Source organism: Undibacterium sp. CY21W, from assembly GCF_014284265.1.
Taxonomy (GTDB): domain Bacteria; phylum Pseudomonadota; class Gammaproteobacteria; order Burkholderiales; family Burkholderiaceae_D; genus Undibacterium; species Undibacterium aquatile.
This window is the reverse complement of sequence record NZ_JACOGE010000001.1, coordinates 780691-797079: the sequence shown is the minus strand read 5'-3', so window position 1 is coordinate 797079 and position 16389 is coordinate 780691. Positions and strand designations below refer to the sequence as shown.

General features: G+C 50.7%; 13 protein-coding genes. 7 read left to right on the top strand and 6 right to left on the bottom strand.

Going from position 1 to position 16389, the window contains the following annotated elements; translation table 11 throughout:
* Nucleotides 1-56: 56 nt before the first annotated feature.
* Nucleotides 57-1754: an L-lactate permease gene (locus tag H8K29_RS03550; RefSeq protein ID WP_186896400.1), complete on the bottom strand. Its 1698-nt coding sequence runs from the start codon at nt 1752-1754 to the stop codon at nt 57-59.
* 394 nt (nt 1755-2148) lie between these two features.
* Between H8K29_RS03550 and H8K29_RS03545 the strand changes: the two genes are divergently transcribed.
* Nucleotides 2149-3030, top strand: coding sequence for a dienelactone hydrolase family protein (locus H8K29_RS03545; RefSeq protein WP_186896399.1), 882 nt, complete (start codon nt 2149-2151; stop codon nt 3028-3030).
* A gap of 209 nt (nt 3031-3239) precedes the next feature.
* A complete protein-coding gene (locus tag H8K29_RS03540; RefSeq protein WP_317889242.1) occupies nt 3240-3941 on the top strand; it encodes a ZIP family metal transporter in 702 nt (233 codons plus the stop codon).
* A gap of 80 nt (nt 3942-4021) precedes the next feature.
* Here H8K29_RS03540 and H8K29_RS03535 read toward each other — a convergent pair whose 3' ends face one another.
* The 3 genes from H8K29_RS03535 to H8K29_RS03525 form a co-directional block, all read right to left on the bottom strand.
* Nucleotides 4022-4888 (bottom strand): sulfurtransferase, encoded by an 867-nt coding sequence (locus tag H8K29_RS03535; RefSeq protein ID WP_186896398.1) that lies wholly within the window; start codon nt 4886-4888, stop codon nt 4022-4024.
* Nucleotides 4889-4929: 41 nt separating this feature from the next.
* Nucleotides 4930-5850 carry a DMT family transporter gene (locus H8K29_RS03530; RefSeq protein ID WP_186896397.1) on the bottom strand — a complete coding sequence of 307 codons (921 nt, stop codon included), beginning with the start codon at nt 5848-5850 and terminating at the stop codon, nt 4930-4932.
* 63 nt (nt 5851-5913) lie between these two features.
* Nucleotides 5914-7014: an SRPBCC family protein gene (locus tag H8K29_RS03525; RefSeq protein WP_186896396.1), complete on the bottom strand. Its 1101-nt coding sequence runs from the start codon at nt 7012-7014 to the stop codon at nt 5914-5916.
* A gap of 542 nt (nt 7015-7556) precedes the next feature.
* On the opposite strand from H8K29_RS03525, the gene H8K29_RS03520 reads away from it, so the two are divergent.
* Nucleotides 7557-8489 carry a triacylglycerol lipase gene (locus tag H8K29_RS03520; protein ID WP_186896395.1) on the top strand — a complete coding sequence of 311 codons (933 nt, stop codon included), beginning with the start codon at nt 7557-7559 and terminating at the stop codon, nt 8487-8489.
* A 50-nt stretch (nt 8490-8539) separates the two neighbouring features.
* The gene (locus H8K29_RS03515) at nt 8540-9511 is read left to right on the top strand and encodes a lipase secretion chaperone (RefSeq protein ID WP_186896394.1); all 972 of its coding nucleotides are present in this window, start codon (nt 8540-8542) and stop codon (nt 9509-9511) included.
* Between the two features lie 48 nt (nt 9512-9559).
* On the opposite strand, the gene H8K29_RS03510 is transcribed toward H8K29_RS03515, so the two are convergent.
* A complete protein-coding gene (locus tag H8K29_RS03510; protein WP_186896393.1) occupies nt 9560-11776 on the bottom strand; it encodes a DUF1631 family protein in 2217 nt (738 codons plus the stop codon).
* Nucleotides 11777-12187: 411 nt separating this feature from the next.
* Here H8K29_RS03510 and H8K29_RS03505 point away from each other — a divergent pair, with 411 nt between their 5' ends.
* From H8K29_RS03505 to dxs, 3 genes are read left to right on the top strand one after another with little or no spacing between them, the layout of a single operon-like run.
* Nucleotides 12188-12460: an exodeoxyribonuclease VII small subunit gene (locus H8K29_RS03505; protein WP_186884790.1), complete on the top strand. Its 273-nt coding sequence runs from the start codon at nt 12188-12190 to the stop codon at nt 12458-12460.
* Nucleotides 12457-13344: a polyprenyl synthetase family protein gene (locus tag H8K29_RS03500; RefSeq protein WP_186896392.1), complete on the top strand. Its 888-nt coding sequence runs from the start codon at nt 12457-12459 to the stop codon at nt 13342-13344. The genes H8K29_RS03505 and H8K29_RS03500 overlap by 4 nt, the downstream gene beginning before the upstream one ends.
* A 12-nt stretch (nt 13345-13356) precedes the next feature.
* Nucleotides 13357-15228, top strand: a complete 1872-nt coding sequence (gene dxs / locus H8K29_RS03495; protein WP_186896391.1) for a 1-deoxy-D-xylulose-5-phosphate synthase — start codon at nt 13357-13359, stop codon at nt 15226-15228.
* Nucleotides 15229-15432: 204 nt separating this feature from the next.
* Here the strand turns inward: dxs and lpxC are convergent, their stop codons facing one another.
* Entirely contained in the window at nt 15433-16368 is a 936-nt protein-coding gene (gene lpxC / locus H8K29_RS03490) for a UDP-3-O-acyl-N-acetylglucosamine deacetylase (RefSeq protein ID WP_186896390.1), read from the bottom strand.
* Between the last annotated feature and the right edge of the window lie 21 nt (nt 16369-16389).

The window sequence follows — 16389 nt, the reverse complement described above, 5'->3', positions numbered from 1 at the left end:
GGCAGGGATTTTTTTATACGACAGGGACAATCGCCCCTATCGTTTGTAATGCGTCTTTAATGTACCAGTGAGGTGAATGGAGCAACGTAGGCTTGCATAAACACGAAAAAGCCAACCAGCACCGCCAGCGCCAGACTGTGGAAAAACACGAAGCGCAGAATCGTGCCTTCATGTCCATACCAACGTGTGGCAGTACTGGCGACCACGATACTCTGCGCATCGACCATCTTGCCCATCACACCGCCCGAACTATTGGCCGCCGCCATCAGCACAGGGCTTAAACCGAGTTGCTCTGCGGTGGTTTTTTGCAGCCCGCCGAACAACACATTGGCGGCAGTGTCCGACCCCGTCAGCGCCACACCTAACCAACCGAGCAAGGTGCCGAAGATAGGATAGAAAGCACCGGTATGCGCAAACACCAGACCCAGCGTGGCATCGGTACCGGAATAGCGTGTCAGATAACCCAGCGCCAGCATCAGTACGATGGTCAGCAGGGAATAACGTACCAGCCAGATCGTGCGGAAATAAATTTTGACCAGATCAATCGGTTTGTATTTCATCAGCAAGCCGCTAATGATGGAGGCAAGGAAAATCCCGGAACCTGTGGCCGACAGCCAGTTCAGCGTGTACACCGCCGCTTCTTTATGCGGCTTGGCAACGACAGGGGCGACCTTCTCGACCATGTTATGCAAACCGGTAAATGGAATCTTGAACACAGAAATGCCATCGACCCATTTTTTGAATTCTGGTATGCCCCAGATAAACACTAACGCCGTTAAGATCACCCACGGCATCCATGCCAGCACCAGCGCACGGGTATCGTGCTTTTTGAAAATCGCTGCCGCGGCATCGGCTTCATGACCATGTGGTTTTTCACTTTCCAGATCAGGTTCGCCGGAATCAGTTTCATGACCTTTGAGTGAAGTCGACGTCCAGATTTTTTTTGGCTTCCAGACTTTCAGGAACAAGATCAGGCTGACCATAGACACAATCGCCGCGACCACGTCCACCAGCCACGGACCGTGGTAGTTAGACACCAGATATTGCGGAATCGCGAAGCTCAGACCGGCAACCAGAATCGCTGGCCAGATTTGCAGCATGCCGCGGAAACCGGCAAACGCCCAGATCAGCCAGAACGGCACCAGCAAAGAGAATAAGGGCAACTGACGGCCGATCATGCCGGACAACTGCATCAGATCGATGCCTGTCACAGCCGCCAGCGCAATCACCGGCGTGCCCAGCGCACCATACGCCACTGGCGCGGTGTTCGCGATCAGACACAGACCTGATGCCGCCAACGGAGAAAATCCCAGGCCGATCATGATCGCTGCTGTCACCGCAACCGGAGTACCAAAGCCGGCAGCGCCTTCAAAGAATGCGCCGAAACAGAAGGCGATCAGCAATAACTGTATGCGGCGATCATCGGTGATGCCGGTCAGGCTATCCTGCAATACAGAGAATGAACCGTTTTCTATGGTCAGTTGGTGCAGGAAAATAATATTCAACACGATCCAGCCGATGGGCAGCAGGCCAAATGCCGCACCAAAACCTGCCGCATTCCATGCCAGCCCGGCAGGCATGCCAAAGCCAAAAATCGACACTGCCAATGCGCTCGCTAAACCAAGACCCGCAGCGTAATGCGCCTTCATGTGACCAAATGCAATACATCCCAGCATCACAACCACAGGTATCGCCGCCATGAGGGCGGATAACCATATATTGCCTAGCGGGTCATAAACCTGACTCCAGACCATTTCTATCTCCATTGTTTTAAAAGCGTGTGCGGACAATTGCCGCTATGGCGGCGATAGTACGACAGGAAGCCATGCAGTTTTCGCATTGCACAGATGAAATGATTTTCAACTATTGTTGAATAATTCGATGCTTTCCTTAAAACAGAATTGCGCTTTAGTTAAAGCTGCTTTATTTGATGCGGCAACGTTGCACACCGCAAAACCGTAAAAAGCAACAAGGCGATGCCTCGCTGACGTTATAGTGCGCGGCCAAAGTGCCGTATATGCCTGCGGCAATTGACGTGATTGCGCTAACCGGGGCGGCTTCAGAATAATTTTTCTTTTCAGGTTAATATCTTTCGCACAGCTGCTCACCCGTTTGCAGCTTCCCCCCAAAATACCACCGGAGATCACCATGCAACTTGAAAAAGACTGCCGCAGCCTGATCGGGCATACGGATGTTGATGAAGGCATCAATCGCAGAAATTTTATTCAGACAGCAGTCGGCGTCGGCTTTGCGGCAGCAGCACTGCCCGTGTTTGCGCAAAGTGTGATTAAAACCGATACCAAAGGGTTGACCAGCGGTGTGGTTTCACTCGACATACAAGGGCAGAAAGTACCGCTCTACTATGCGCAGCAAGAAGGTAAAAGTAATCTGCCGGTGATACTGGTGATCTCGGAAATATTTGGCGTGCATGAGCATATTGCAGACGTGGCGCGGCGCTTTGCGAAACTGGGTTATCTGGCTCTGGCACCGGAATTATTTATCCGTCAGGGTGATGCCAGCAAATATGCGTCGATTGCGGAACTGATGAAGGAAGTCATTTCCAAAGTACCGGATGCACAAGTCATGAGCGATCTGGATGCTGTGGTTGCCTGGGCGGGCAAGAATGGAGGCGATTTGCAACGTCTTGGTATCACCGGTTTCTGCTGGGGCGGGCGCATCACCTGGATGTATGCGGCGCATAACCCTGCCGTCAAAGCGGGCGTCGCCTGGTATGGTCGCCTGAGTGGTGACGCCAGCGCGCTCACGCCTAAGCACCCTATGGATATCGCTGCCAGCCTGAAAACACCGGTACTCGGTTTGTACGGGGCGAAAGACACGGGCATCAGCGTGGAATCAGTCAAGAAAATGGAGGCGGCGCTGGCGCAAGGTCACAGTCACTCGGCATTCAACATCTATGAAAATTCCGGCCACGCTTTCCATGCAGATTATCGGGCCAGCTATGTGGAGGCCGATGCCAAAGATGGCTGGAGCCGTTGTGTCGCCTGGATGAAAGCCAACGGCGTCGCCTGATTGCTGCTGTAAAAAAGCGGGTTACCATCAATGTTATGAGTATTGAGGCAACCCGCAAAAGCATGCGTGCATTTGCGTAAATCGCCAGCCTGTGCTTTAATTTGCAACCTGGTTGCAAATTATCCCCGAGGCTCAAAATTCACTCCACGCTGTTATCCATCCTTTTTACCACCGCGATTGCCGGGGTATTAAGTATTTCTGCCGCTGCCATTTTTTCATTTTCACTGCTGACCAAAATGGTCGAGCGCATGGTCAGCCTGTCTGTCGGCATCATGTTGTCGACATCCTTGTTGCACGCATTACCAGAAGCGTTTGAATCAAAAGCCGATACGCGTTCTTTATTCGCCTGTTTGCTGGCGGGCTTATTGGGATTTTTTCTGCTGGAAAAATTTGCTGTTTTACGTCACTCGCATCATCACGAGGGCGATGGACATCATCACGAACACGGCCATGATGCGCATGAAGCAGGCAAAGCTGGCTGGATGATACTGGTTGGCGATGGCATGCATAATTTTACCGACGGCATCCTGATCGCGGCAGCATTTCTGGCCAATCCTGAATTAGGCTTTGTCACCGCATTCGCCATTATTGCGCATGAAATTCCGCAGGAAATCGGTGACTTCATTGTTCTGCTGAATGCCGGATTCAGCCGCATGCGCGCTTATATGTATAACCTCGCCTGCAGCATGATGGGTGTGCTGGGAGGCGTGATCGGTTACTTCACACTGGAACGTGCGAGCAATCTGATCCCGTATGTATTAGTGATGGCTTCGTCGGGCTTTATTTATATTGCCGTCAGCGATCTGATGCCGCAAATGCAGCGCCGCGCAACGATGCGGGAAACGATAATACAAGTGATACTGGTCACTATGGGAATCTTGCTGGTGCTGTTTGTCACACGCCACCGATAAAACACAACGGGCATAAAAAAAGGAGCTGAAGAAGCTCCTTTTTTTATGCCTTAAGCTGCGTTAAACGGTACAGCCATGCATCAACGCGCAACCGGACGGGAAGGATCGGCGCACCATTCACTCCAGGAACCCGGATACAAGGCTGCGCCTGGTAATCCGGCCACTTCCAGCGCCAGCAGATTATGGCAAGCCGTCACACCGGAACCACATTGCATAATCGCTTTGCCTGGATCAGGCAACAGTGCTCGCCATTCAGCGTTTAATTCAGGCGCAGTTTTAAAACGGCCATCGGCTTGTAAGTTATCTTTGAAAAAGCGATTCAGCGCACCGGGAATGTGGCCACCGACCGGGTCTATCGTTTCATTTTCACCGCGATAGCGATCGGCTGCACGGGCATCAATCAGCGTGCATTCCTGAGTGTCTATATTTGCCAATACCTGATCAACATTTACTTGTCCAACTAAAGAAGGCTGGGTGCTGATATTGCCCAGACGTACAGAAGGCTGCGCCGTTGTCACCGGCAATTGCTGCGCTGTCCACACAGGAAAACCGCCATCCAGCACCGCCACGGCCGCATGCCCGACCCAGCGCAACATCCACCATAAACGTGCCGCAAACATACCGCCCTGCGCATCGTAAGCGATCACCTGAGTGTCCTGATTGATGCCCAGATTTCGTAAAGTCTGAATAAATTCTTCTTTTTCCGGCAGCGGGTGGCGACCACGGAACACACCGTCGGCGGATAATTTAGGTGCAGATAAACGCTGATCGAGATGGACAAATTGTGCCTGTGGCAAATGCCCCGCGTCATATGCTGTCTGGCCTGCATCCGGATTCATCAGATCATGGCGGCAATCCAGCACGATCCAGTTACGGCCTGTATCTCTACTGAGTTGGCTGCTGAGTTGGCTGGCCAGATCTGCGGCACTGATCAAGGTGGTATACATCGTCTTCTCCTAAAAAATACATCGCGGACTATCAGGTAATTTTATTCTGAACAAATCGCATCTCTGTGGACCGGTGACTGGTCTGCTCTGGCATTATAAAAAGTGGCAATTAGTCCGCTGCATAAAATCACAGCGATGCCGACCCAACTTAACCATGCAAGACTCTCATCCCATAACAACATATCCCACAAACTGGAAAACACGATGCCCACGTATTGCAGATTCGCCGTCACCAGCGTATTACCAAGGCGATAAGCACGGGTCATCGCCATCTGTGCTGAAGCGGCGGTAAGACCTATCGCCAGCAACAAAAATATGCCGCGGCTATCCAGATGATGCCAGACGATTTCTTGCGCGGAGGCTTGTGCGGATTTAGCAATCAAAGTACCGAGCACGCCGGCAATCGCACATGTCATGGAAAAATAAAATACCACGCGGTATTCCGGCTCACCCATCAATCCCATTTTTCTGACTTGCATATACGCCCATGCGGCCAGCATGCCAGAAACCAAGGCGATAATGCCACCAATGACCTGATCGGCATGTATGCTCGGACGCAACAACAAGACAACCCCGATAAATCCCAGCAAAATAGCGGCGACGGGTTGCCAGGTCAAGCCGCGCTGCTTATGCCACCAGGCACCGATCAGCATCATCGCAGCGATCCATATCGGTGACATGTAATTCAAAGTAACGGCCATCGCCAACGGCAACTTACCGATAGAGTAAAACCATAACCATAAGGCCAGCACACCCACCGCACCACGCACCAGATGCTGAGACGGCATCGGTGTCTTCAAGGTCCCGCCCTGAATTCTGGCCAGCATGGCAATCATCAGCATGCCGATCAGGCCGCGATAAGCGACGATTTCAGATGTCGAATAATCCGTTGAGGCCAGTTTGACGCAGACACCCATAATGGAAAACAAAAAACTGGCAAGCAACATCCACAAAGACTGCATAAAAACCTGACTCCAAAAGACAGGGGAGGCACGCGCCTCCCCTCTTCAACTATCTGAACGACCTCAGATTTCTATTTTTTTCCGGTACCACTCATGGAAATGCTGCATGCCGTCTTCCATTGGTGACTGATAAGGCCCGACTTCGTTCTCGCCGCGATCCAGCAGAATTTTACGACCGGCATCCATGCGTACACCAATTTCATCATCCTCGATACATGTCTCCATATAGGCGGCACGTTCAGCTTCGATGAATTCGCGTTCGAATAAAACGATTTCTTCCGGATAGTAAAACTCGACGACATTTCTGGTCTTGCCGGTGGCAGTAGGCCACAAGGTAGAGACGACCAGAACATGCGGATACCATTCCACCATGATATTCGGATATAAGGTCAGCCAGATTGCGCCATACTTAGGTGGTTCACCGTTGCGGAATTTCAGTACCTGCTCTTGCCAGATTCTGTATTTCTCGGAACCGGATTTCAGCAAACCACTGTTCACACCGACAGTCTGCACACTGTAATCTTCGCCGAATTCCCAACGCAGATCGTCACAGGTGACGAAGCTACCCAGGCCAGGATGAAATGGTTCGACGTGATAATCTTCCAGATAGACTTCGATGAACGTCTTCCAGTTGTAATCGCATTCGTGAACCTCAACGTGATCCAGCATATAGCCGGTAAAGTCGAGATCTTTGGTGACGCTAAGCTGCGCCATGCGTTCCATGACGTTGTAACCATTTTGCTCAAACAGCAAGCCATTCCAATTCTGCAATGGCGTGCGTTTCAGATTCATGCAAGGCGTATCTGAAAAATGCGGTGCACCTATCAGTTCACCTTTAAGATCGTAGGTCCAGCGATGCAGCGGACAAACAATATTATTTGCATTGCCGCGGCCATTAAACATCAGCGCCTGACGATGACGACAGACGTTAGACATCAGCTCGATACCCTGAGCGCTGCGGACCAGCATACGCCCTTCGTTTTCGGACGCTAAAGTTGCGAAGTCACCGAGATTCGGCACCATCAACTCGTGACCGACGTAACGAGGACCAGAATGGAACAGGTCTTTGATTTCGCGCTGTAACAGCGTTTCATCAAAATAGACATGCACCGGAAGTTGCGCGTCAGAACGCGCGAGTGTAGACAAAGAAGCCAGATCGGACATCCCCACCCCCCAAATTAATTTGCACCAACCTAAGAGAGAAAGAATCCACAAAAACCTGTTTTCGCTTGGGTTTTCAATCCAGGCGAAAGTTCAAACGATCAAACGACTTGAAGAGGAAATTTTGGACAGAACCGCGGATTATACCCGAATCGTCGCAGGTTCGCCCCGCAAGCAATGATTTCCTGAGAAAAATCAAATAATTAAACCGATATGGCGCGCGCCTCAACGCAGACCTCTTGCATCGGCAAACAAACAACATCGATGTTTTTTAGATTAGACCGTCTAATTTCACTCTTTCGCCGCATCAAAAACGGTACTTACGACCCGCCTCACTCTGAAGAAAATTTGCTGCAAGTGCAAATATATGATGAAAATTATTAATTCCATTAACCAAGTCCAACTTTTATGCTGCATAGCAGCTTGTCTTCACCTTTCTCTGAACTTAGCCTGATTCTGGCTGATTTGACCAGAACTCGGAGAAGTTCAGTGCAAACACGCTCCCATCCGGTTTCATTTGAATTAACTTATTCGAAAGAATCAACATGAAAAAAACACTGATAACAAAGCTGATGGCGATTTTGTTTGCCATCTGCGCCCTGCCCGCTCAGACATGGGCGGCAGGGTATACGGAGACAAAATATCCTATTGTGTTAGTCCATGGTTTATTTGGATTTGACAATATTGGCCCGGTTGACTATTGGTACGGTATTCCATCGGCCCTGCGCTCAGACGGTGCGCGCGTGTATGTCACGCAAGTCGCGGCGGCCAACAGTACAGAAGTGCGCGGTGAACAATTGCTGACGCAGGTCAAGCAAATTCTCGCAGTCACCGGTGCCAGTAAAGTGAATCTGATCGGTCATAGTCACGGCGGGCCAACGACCCGCTACGTGGCATCGGTCAGGCCAGATCTGGTCGCATCAGTCACCTCAGTCGGCGGCGTCAACCGGGGCTCAGCCGTCGCAGATATTATTTTGGGCATCGCACCGCCGGGCTCTGTGACGAACAGCGTGCTTGTTTCCGTGACTAACGGTCTGGCAAAAGTCATCAGCATCTTGTCGGGTCAGCCTAATTTATCGCAAGATGCACTGGCTGCAGCCAATTCCCTCAGCACCGCTGGTTCGCTGAAATTCAATAGCAAACATCCGGAAGGCGTACCGACCACTGCTTGCGGTGAAGGCGCATATCAGGTCAACAATGTTGCGTATTACTCGTGGAGCGGCGCAAAACCGTACACCAATGTTCTTGACGTCGTTGATCCGGCCTTATCACTGACCTCGCTGGCCTTTGGCGGTAGCAAAAACGACGGACTGGTCAGCAGTTGTTCATCCCATCTCGGCAAGGTTATTCGCGATGACTACGCGATGAATCATCTTGACGAAGTGAATCAGACCATAGGCCTGGTCAATATTTTTGAAACGAATCCGGTGACGATATACCGGCAGCATGCAAATCGCCTGAAAAATAGCGGCTTGTAAGCAGAAACACCAGCGCTGAAGATTTTCTGAATATACCGGATCGGGATTTTATGAAAACAAGAAATCTGACTTTTCTGGCAGCGACGCTCAGTCTGATCGTCGCCTCTTTTTTCCTGATGTCGAAACAAGCTAGTCACGAAGAGCAGGCCATCAGGCTGACACCTCAAGACCGCATGTTTTCATTCGTACGATCGATGGAAGGCACCAGCGTAGATGGACAAGCGACACAAGCAGACGATGGAAATCTGGTCGTCAACGCTGAATTACGACTGATGTTTGATTATTACCTTGCTGCGACTGGTGAGAAAAGCATTCCGGACATTAAACGCGAAATCGAAAACGTACTCAATCAGAAACTCAAGTCGCATGCAGCAGCGCAGGCAAAAGAATTACTGGCACGCTACCTCGGGTACAAGCAGGCATTACTCGACCTGGAGAAAAATACCGGAGCATCAGCGACAAGTCACACAAATAACATGAGCAACGACATGATCTCAGCGATGCAGAACCGTTGGCAAAGCATGCAGAAATTGCGTTTGCAATTTTTTAGCGCTAAAGACAATCAGTCGCTGTTTGGCTTTGATGATGCTTACGATATGGATGCACTGGCACGAATAGAGATTAGTCAAAACCCTGCCTACAGCGATAAACAAAAACAGGAAAAACTTCAAGCCCTGGACGCCACAATGTCGCAAGAACTTCGCGAAGCGAAGAACGCACCATATCAGATCATACGGCTGGAAGAACAGGCGCAGCAATTACGTTCCAGCGGTGCGAGCGAGGATGATATTTACCGGATGCGGGCGGCCGCTGTCAGTCCTGAAGCAGCCAACAGACTGGCCGATCTGGACAGGGAAGAAGCAGAATGGAAAATACGGATCGCAAACTATCTTGAGCAAAGAAGGCAGTTGCTGAGCAGGGATGAAAATAAAAGTACGACTGACAAAATCGCGGCACTACAACAATTACGGGATCGGTATTTCAGTATTCAGGAACAAAATCGCCTGGCAGCGTATGAGTAAATATATCTGATGAAACTGGCCTGCCACCTCAGCCTGAGCAGCAATCAATCAGGCTGCGGGCTCGCGTGCTTCCAGCTGTGTGTCCGGCGAATCCGGCAACGTCGCCAGCGCTTCTTGCAATGCCCGATCAACGACTTTATCTAACTGTAAAATCTGAGCACGTTTTTCACGGAACGCCTGTTCCAGATTTTTTGCGGAGACAGAAAAACTTTTTTCTTTTTCACTCGCGGTAAAAATATACAGGCTGCGCATAGGGCTGACCCATGCGAGCCTGACTCGGGCTATCTGCGCATTCTCCTGGGTGAATTCTATCCAGATACCACGTTCCAGCTGATGCACAACATCGACAAATTCATCGTCAGTGGCAAGCTCTTCTTGCGCTGCATTTTTCTCAGCTTCGGCACGTTTTTCCAAGCGACGTTCGGTCGCTTGCTGCGCAGCTTCAACAGCAAGTTCCAGTTGTCTGTCTGGCGACAACTCTAACGGTGCGCGCACGATAGACGCGTGGCACTCAGAAAGCTCAGCAAAAAACTGTACGCGATCGGCATCTTCCCATTTAATCAGACTCAGCCATTTATTCAGACGTGCCAGAATCGCCGGCAGACGATTTAATAATTCCTGCCGGTCTTGCAAGGTGAATTTTGGCTTCACGCTCCAGATCAGGTCATCCATCGTCTTGATCGCATCTTGCACCGCATGTGGCTTTTCATCTCTGACACTGTAAGCCAGCGTCAATACCTTAATCCACCGGCTTTCAAGGAAAGTTTCGACAAAAGCCACGACCTCGCCAGAACCAACACGAATCGCGACTTCCTGATTCGCATGTATGCTCGCCTGCTTAATTTTTTCCTTGCGGATCGCACTCTTGATCGGTGCTTCTAATGCTTGCGCATTTGCCTGCTCTTCTTTTTCGATGAAAGATTCAAGATCGGTAACGACCTCATCAAACAAGGCAATTTCCTGATCAAACTCTTGCGACACTCGTTCGACATTGCGCTTCATCGTCTGGAACAGAGGATCTTGTGCGCCTTTGTTCTGATCCAAGGACAAACTGTAACGGGACAACAGATCAATCAGGCGACGCGCCGGATGCTGATCTTTAAAGAAAAATTCTTTATCAATTAATGCCGCTTTTAATACCGGTACCTGCAGAACAGAAATCAGTTCTTTTACCGGTGCGGGAATTGCCTGATTACGGAAAACATTATCAAAGACCTGCGACAATAAATCGAGCGTATGTTTTTCAACGCCTGTCGTCGCTACGTCTGCAACATGTTCGCGCATTTGCGACAGGCGCATTACCTCGCCTGCGCCGGACATCATCTGATTGAGTTTCAGATTCTGTTGAAATTCTGCCAGATGCTGAAACAGGCGGGACTCAGCCGGATTGGATGTAAATCCGGAATGGTCAGAGTAATTTCCGTTACTGCGCGGTGCTTGTTGCTGATGCTGCGCACCGGAAAAATAACGCTTCAGCTTTTGCGCTATGTCTTGTGAATGACTTTCCTGTTCCGCGTTTTTAGCTTCCGTTTCATCATCCACCAAGGTGGTCGTCTTGTTTTGATTGCGACGAATTTTGTAAGAATCCTGCAAATCAGGCAGAATTCCTTTCTTCACCAGCGCCGAATTGATCTCGTACAAAATCGGTTCAAGATCAAACAAAATATCGGCTCGTAACAAAGGCAGTACCATCTCATGCGTTCCTACCTCAGGATCAAACTGACACCATGCTGAGTACAAAGCATTCAGCAAACTATCCGGGCGGAACGGATTCTGGGCAATACTTAATGTTTCTCGTCCAAGCAAATGCGACAACCGCATGTTCAATGCCGCATATTGCTCTGCGCTATCGAGCTCTATTGTGCGACTGACTCTGCTGAGAGCCAGCTTTTTATCCATTTCTTCATAACTGATCAGACTCAGATCTGCATCCGGCGCCGTACTTACTCTGTTTCCAGATTGCTTGGGTGAAATCAGCAGATCCACTTCCTGGCGAAACGCTTTTTCTACGTCCGCAGACGATAAATGATAAAACGCATACGCATTTTTTTTCAGTATCTGCCCGGCATTGAAACTCAGATTTGCTTCGCGCGAATCCATGCTTTGCTCAGACATCGCCAGGAAAGCATTCGACAAACGTGAAGAAAATGCATCCAGTTGCGACACAACCAGATGCGTTGCCAGCGGAATCAATCCACGCAACACGTCCTCAGCGGCGGCAGAGCCCGTCGCTGTTTTTGCGTGTAATGGATGAAGACCGCTCATAATTGAAAAGAAAACCTTATCAGATGCAACAAATGTAGAAAATGAGACTCATATTTACGGCACTCAATTGTGGAAGTTGAGGAATTGCGCATATCACGGATGAAATCTGATTATTTCAACAAGATCAGTGACTTACGATGCAATATACAGTCAATAAAAAGGCCATTGAGCACACTATATACGCATATTTTCCACATGGAAATGTTTTGAATGCAATTTCAGATTGCGTTCAGTATAAATCCCTACTCGCAAGCACACCGGTTTCCCAACTGAAACAATTATTTCAAATTGTAAGTAAACATCGGGACTAAAAAAGCAGAATCGCCGCCAAGCTGACTTGTTTGCTCTAAAATAGAACGTTACATTTCTTTTTTGCGTAATTTCACGCGCTGTTAGTCATTAAATATCAATATGCCTAAAAAAAACGCTGGCGCAAACCAGCCGGATCCCGCCAACACGCCAGTCTCTTTTGAGGCAGCAATGAATGAACTAACCGGATTGGTGGCAAAAATGGAAGCCGGGGATCTGCCGCTGGAAGCCTCTGTCATCGCTTATCAGCGTGGCGCTGAATTAATTCAATTTTGCACTTCACAGCTGGATAAAGTGGAGCAACAAGTCAAAGTATTGGAAGCCGGAATGTTGAAATCTTTCCATGCAGACAATGGGGATGAGGATCTCACATGAGCCAAGAATTCCGTGTCTGGATGCAACAAAAACAGGATCAATGCGAACGTGCGCTAGCGGCTTTCATCCCACAAGCCTCCGTTGTTCCGGGTCATTTGCACGAAGCTATGCGTTATGCCGCGCTGGATGGTGGTAAGCGCGTTCGCCCATTACTGGTCTATGCAGCCGGACAATTATTCGATGCGCAGCAAGAAGCGCTGGATCGCGCTGCCGCCGCAGTCGAAATGATTCATGCCTATTCGCTGGTACATGATGATATGCCATGCATGGATGACGACGCGCTGCGCCGTGGCAAACCAACCGTCCATGTGAAATATGACGAGGCAACCGCCCTGCTGGTCGGCGATGCGCTGCAAGCACAGGCGTTTCTGGTTCTGTCCGAAGGAAATACCAGTGCAGAAACCAGACTCGGACTCGTACGTCTGCTCGCGCATGCCTCGGGCTCGGTCGGCATGTGTGGCGGCCAGGCAATCGATCTCGCCAGCGTTGGTCTGGCGCTGACACGCGAACAGCTGGAACAAATGCACCGCTTAAAAACCGGCGCTTTGCTGCGGGCTTCGGTACTGCTGGGCGCATCCTGCGGCAAAACATTAAATCCGGAAGAAACTGCTGCGCTCAACACCTATGCTGCGGCAATCGGCCTCGCATTCCAGGTCGTCGATGACGTGCTTGACGCGACGGCTGACTCTGCAACACTCGGCAAAACAGCCGGTAAAGACGCCGCGGACAATAAACCGACGTATGTCAGCCTGCTGGGTCTGCCCGCGTCACAGGAATTAGCTCAGCAACTCTGCCGCGAAGCACACGGCGCGCTGGATTCTTTTGGCGAAAAAGCACAACTGCTCCGGGATCTGGCTGACCTGATCGTGCAGCGACAAGCATAACTAGCATCTACTATGACGAATTTACTGCAAAAAATTAACTCTCCTGCCGATCTGCGGCTGTTGTCGCGCCATCAGTTAGCGCCGCTGGCGGATGAATTGCGCCAATACGTGATTGATTCCGTTTCCAAAACCGGCGGGCATCTGTCGTCCAATCTTGGTACGGTAGAGCTGACACTGGCGCTGCATTACGTATTTAACACACCGGAAGACCGTTTGATCTGGGACGTCGGTCATCAGACTTATCCGCACAAAATTCTGACCGGCCGGCGTGACCGCATGCACACTTTGCGTCAGTGGGAAGGCATCTCCGGCTTCCCGCGCAGGGATGAAAGTGAATACGATACCTTTGGCACTGCGCATTCATCGACTTCAATTTCTGCGGCATTAGGTATGGCGCTGGCCGCCCGCACGAAAGGTGAAGACCGGCATGCGGTCGCCATTATCGGTGATGGTTCCATGACGGCAGGCATGGCATTCGAAGCACTGAACAATGCCGGTGTGCATGAAGACATCAACCTGCTGGTGGTGCTGAATGACAACGATATGTCGATCTCGCCTCCGGTCGGTGCACTGAACCGTTATCTGGCACGGTTGATGTCCGGTAAGTTTTACGCAGCAGCACGCAACGTCGGCAAATCCGTACTGCCATCGCCTGTGCTGGAACTCGCCAAACGCTTTGAGGAACATGCAAAAGGCATGCTGGTGCCTGCGACCATGTTTGAAGAATTCGGTTTCAATTACATTGGCCCGATTGATGGCCACGATCTCGAATCACTGATTCCGACACTGCAAAATATCCGGCAACTCAAAGGGCCGCAGTTTTTGCATGTGGTCACCAAAAAAGGTCAGGGATATAAACTGGCGGAAGCCGATCCTGTGTTGTATCACGGCCCTGGCAAATTTAATCCTGCCGAAGGGATCAAACCAAGCACGTCAGCGAAACAGACCTATACCCAGGTTTTCGGGCAATGGCTGTGCGATATGGCAGCCAGCGACCAAAAACTGGTGGGGATCACGCCTGCCATGCGTGAAGGCTCAGGCATGGTGGAATTTGAAAAGCAATTCCCGAAACGCTATTACGACGTTGGCATTGCTGAGCAGCATGCCGTCACATTTGCCGCCGGTCTCGCCTGCGAAGGCCTGAAACCTGTTGTCGCGATTTACTCGACCTTCCTGCAACGCGCTTACGATCAGTTGATTCACGACGTCGCCTTGCAAAATCTGGATGTGACGTTCGCGCTGGACCGCGCCGGGCTGGTTGGTGCCGACGGCGCCACCCACGCGGGCAATTACGACATCGCCTATTTGCGCTGCATTCCTAACATGGTCGTGATGGCTGCCTCCGATGAAAATGAATGCCGCCAGATGCTGACAACCGGCTACAACTACCCCGGGCCTGCCGCCATTCGCTACCCGCGCGGTGCTGGTATCGGCGTCAAACCGGATACTGAATTGAGCAGTCTGATTATTGGTAAAGGCGAAGTCAGACGCGAGGGCAACAAGATCGCGATTCTGGCATTTGGCTCTATGCTGCAACCGTCGCTCCACGCCGCTGATATTCTGGATGCCACCGTGGCGAATATGCGTTTCATCAAGCCGCTGGATGTCGAATTACTGAAAACTCTTGCTGCCTCGCATGACGTTCTGGTAACCGTGGAAGAAGGCTGCAAAATGGGCGGCGCCGGATCGGCCGTTGCCGAAGCGCTGGCCGAAGCTGGCATCTGCAAACCTTTGCTGATCCTTGGTTTGCCGGATAAATTTATCGATCATGGCGATCCGGCATTGTTACTGAGCCAGTGCGGTCTCGATAGCAATGGCATCGTGCAGGCGATACGCGAGCGCTTTGATCTCAGCGCCACATCAACACCAGCGCAAGCAGCCTGATTAGCAGCACCGGCGCGATCAACGAAAAATGGCTACCGCACGGTAGCCATTTTTTTGCCTGATTGAGATCGGAGGATGAGCGCCAAAGACATCAATACCGGAAAATCGAAGCCGCTGAGAGCCTAAATATACTCCCCCCAGTATCTATTAAGCCCCTTTATTTACGCTGAGAATAAGCGTTTTTTACGACATACTCCCCTGAAATCAGGCGGCAACCCATTCGCGCGTGGCTTGTCCGGCATAACTCACGGGCGCGCTCTGCACATCATCAAACGTCACGATCTCGTACGCATCCGGTTGTGCCAACAAGGCCCGCAACAATTGATTATTCAGTCCATGTCCGGATTTGTGCGCGGTGTAGCTGGCCAGGAAAGGATGACCGATCAGATACAAATCACCGATCGCATCGAGTATTTTATGGCGCACGAATTCATCGTCGAAACGCAGACCGTCTGAATTCAGTATCCGGTATTCGTCCATTACAATCGCATTTTCCATGGAACCGCCGCGCGCCAGCCCGATACCGCGCAACATTTCCACATCCTGCATGAAACCGAAAGTGCGCGCTCTGGCGACGTCTTTGACAAACGAGACTTTTTCAAAATCGACCTCGGCAGTCTGCACCGTGCCATCCACAGCGGGGTGATTGAATTCAATGAAGAAATGCAGTTTGAAACCGTTATAGGGCTCCAGTCTCGCCCATTTTTCAGCGGCCCCTTTGCCCTCGCGGATTTCCACGGGTTTCAATACGCGGATAAATTTCTTGGGCGCGTCTTGCTGTTGCAATCCGGCTTCCTGCAACAAGTAAACGAACGACGATGCGGAGCCATCCATAATCGGAATTTCTTCCGCGCTGACATCAATATACAAATTATCTATACCGAGTCCGGCGCAGGCAGATAACAGATGCTCGACCGTGGAAACGCGTTCGTCACCGTTGGACAAAGTAGACGCCATACGGGTATCACCGACACCGGTTGCGTTGGCAGGAAAAACTAATGGCGGAATCAGATCCGTACGGGTAAAAACAATGCCGGTATCCACTGGTGCCGGGCGCAAAACCAGCTCGACCTTGGTGCCGGAATGCAGACCCACGCCTATGGTTCTGACTTCTTGTTTGATAGTGATTTGCTTTAACATCTTCGTATTATAACGAGTCAC

Excerpts from the sequence above, each read along its gene's own strand:
- dxs (WP_186896391.1), top strand. The coding sequence starts at position 13,357 with ATGACGAATTTACTGCAAAAAATTAACTCTCCTGCCGATCTGCGGCTG.
- H8K29_RS03515 (WP_186896394.1), top strand. The coding sequence starts at position 8,540 with ATGAAAACAAGAAATCTGACTTTTCTGGCAGCGACGCTCAGTCTGATC.
- H8K29_RS03520 (WP_186896395.1), top strand. The coding sequence starts at position 7,557 with ATGAAAAAAACACTGATAACAAAGCTGATGGCGATTTTGTTTGCCATC.
- H8K29_RS03505 (WP_186884790.1), top strand. The coding sequence starts at position 12,188 with ATGCCTAAAAAAAACGCTGGCGCAAACCAGCCGGATCCCGCCAACACG.
- H8K29_RS03545 (WP_186896399.1), top strand. The coding sequence starts at position 2,149 with ATGCAACTTGAAAAAGACTGCCGCAGCCTGATCGGGCATACGGATGTT.
- H8K29_RS03535 (WP_186896398.1), bottom strand. The coding sequence starts at position 4,888 with ATGTATACCACCTTGATCAGTGCCGCAGATCTGGCCAGCCAACTCAGC.
- H8K29_RS03530 (WP_186896397.1), bottom strand. The coding sequence starts at position 5,850 with ATGCAGTCTTTGTGGATGTTGCTTGCCAGTTTTTTGTTTTCCATTATG.
- H8K29_RS03500 (WP_186896392.1), top strand. The coding sequence starts at position 12,457 with ATGAGCCAAGAATTCCGTGTCTGGATGCAACAAAAACAGGATCAATGC.
- H8K29_RS03510 (WP_186896393.1), bottom strand. The coding sequence starts at position 11,776 with ATGAGCGGTCTTCATCCATTACACGCAAAAACAGCGACGGGCTCTGCC.
- H8K29_RS03550 (WP_186896400.1), bottom strand. The coding sequence starts at position 1,754 with ATGGTCTGGAGTCAGGTTTATGACCCGCTAGGCAATATATGGTTATCC.
- lpxC (WP_186896390.1), bottom strand. The coding sequence starts at position 16,368 with ATGTTAAAGCAAATCACTATCAAACAAGAAGTCAGAACCATAGGCGTG.
- H8K29_RS03525 (WP_186896396.1), bottom strand. The coding sequence starts at position 7,014 with ATGTCCGATCTGGCTTCTTTGTCTACACTCGCGCGTTCTGACGCGCAA.